Genomic DNA, 2,123 nt, shown 5'->3' on the forward strand with positions numbered 1-2,123 from the left:
AGCGTCGTGCGCTCTGCGGCGGGCCGGCCGGCGGCGTGCGCGGCCGCGACGAGCTGGTCGGGATCGAGCTTGGTGCCGTGCTGGCTGCCGGCGAGGCGGCTGATCGACTCCTCCATCAGCGTGCCGCCGAGGTCGTTGACGCCCCAGCGCAGCGCCTCGGTCGCCGTCTCCAGCCCCATCTTGACCCAGCTCGCCTGCACGTTGGAGATCGTGCGGCCGAGCGCGAGCCGGAAGACGGCGGTGTGCTTGAGGTTGTCCGCCTTGGTGATCTCCTCGACGCCGTGCGTGCGGCCGAGCAGCGTCTGGAAGGGGATGAACGAGAGCGGCACGAACTCGGTGATGCCGCCGGTCCGCTCCTGCAGCTCGCGGATCACGCGCATGTGCTCGGCCAGCTCCCACGGCTCCTCGATGTGGCCGAACATGACCGTGCTCGTGCTGCGCAGGCCCGCTCTGTGAGAGGCCTCGATCACCTCGACCCAGCGGGCGACGGGCAGCTTGTTCGGGCTGATCCGCTCGCGCACGCCGTCGTGCAGCACCTCGGCGGCCGTGCCCGGCGTGCTGCCGAGGCCGGCGTCGCGCAACTGCTCGAAGATCTGCTGCAGCGACTGGCCGCCAGAGATGTCCTGCATGTGCGCGATCTCCATCGGCGAGTACGCGTGCAGGTGCAGCCGCGGGCCTTCGTCCTTCGCGATCCGCAGCCATCTGAGGTACTCGTCGAACTCCCAGTCCGGGTGGATGCCGGACTGGATGCACAGCTCGGTCGCGCCGTAGTCGATCGCGTCCCGCACGCGGGCGCGGAACTCGGCCTCGTCGTGCTGGTAGGCGTCGGGCGAGCGTCTGCCCTGGCCGAAGCCGCAGAAGGCGCAGCCGACCGTGCAGACGTTGGAGATGTTGATGTTGCGGTTGACGACGAACGTGACCGTCTCCCCCGCCAGCTCTGCGCGCAGCTCGTCGGCCGCGGTGCGGATCGCCTCGACCGCCTCCGGGCGGCGCTCGGCGAAGAGGGCGGTCAGCTGCTCGGCGCTGAGCGGCCTGCCGTCGCGCGCCTGCTCTGTGGCCGGCCCGACGAGGTCGCTGTTGATCGCGAACGGCGCCTCTCTGCGGCCGCTGCCGCGGCGCGGGATGAAACTCCAGTACTTCAGCTTCACGACGTCGAGCACGCCCTGCGCCATCCACTCCTGGTCGATGTACTGCGGGTAGACGCACAGCCGCTCGGTCAGCGCGATGCCGTCTCTCTGCAGTCTCTTGCGGACCTGGTGCGGGCTCGGGAAGGGATGCTCGGGGCTGATGTGGTCGCCGTTGGCGGAGAGGCCGCCGAGGTCGGTCGCGCCGGCGGCGATCAGCTCGTCCCACCAGTCGGCGAGGTTCGGCGGGATCTGGATCCCGACGTCCGGCATCAGCCGCCTCGTCTCCTGCACGAGCCGCTTCATGTCGCTGACCGTGACCGGGTCGGCCCAGCTCGGCAGCGGCAGGTCGGGACGGCCGTCGGCGACGCCGGTGCGCCAGTAGTCCTTCGCCGCCTGATCGGCGATTCTGCCGACGTCCTGGCCGTAGTAGCGGTCGTGCGGGACGAAGTTCTGGAGGATGACCTCCTGGATGTGCCCATACTCGCGGTGCACCCCCGCCAGCGCCTCCAGCGACGCGATCCGCTCCTCCTCGCTCTCCCCGATGCCGACGAGAATGCCGCTGGTGAAAGGAATCCTCAGCTCGCCGGCGTCCTTGATCGTCTGCAGCCGCACCAGCGGATGCTTCGTCGGCGAACCCGCATGAACGGTCTCCATCAGCCGCTCAGAGATCGACTCCAGCATCAGACCCTGCGAGGCCGTCACCTCGCGCAGCCGGCCCAGATCCCGCTTGTCCAGCACACCGAGGTTGGTGTGCGGCAGCAGCCCCTTTGCAAGCGCCCGCTCGCAGGCCCAGACGACGTACGCGGTGAAATCCTCGTGGCCGTACTCCGCCAGCCTCCTGGCGACCAGCGGATTGACCTCCGGCTTCTCGCCGGTCAGCACCAGCAGCTCCTTGACGTTGCGCCGCGCAGCGCCGTCGATGACCGCCTCGACCTCATCCGGCGTATGCAGATGCGCCCGATGCGTCGAGAACGCACAGTACTTGCAATAGCACTG

At 69.3% G+C, this 2,123-nt stretch carries 1 protein-coding gene; it reads right to left on the reverse strand.

What is annotated here, in order from left to right:
• Positions 1 to 2,123 (reverse strand): 5-amino-6-(D-ribitylamino)uracil--L-tyrosine 4-hydroxyphenyl transferase CofH (gene cofH / locus Q7L73_RS28520; protein WP_304715794.1); only part of this gene is annotated, 2,123 nt, incomplete at both ends.

Source organism: Conexibacter sp. CPCC 205762 (genome assembly GCF_030646155.1).
GTDB lineage: Bacteria > Actinomycetota > Thermoleophilia > Solirubrobacterales > Solirubrobacteraceae > Conexibacter.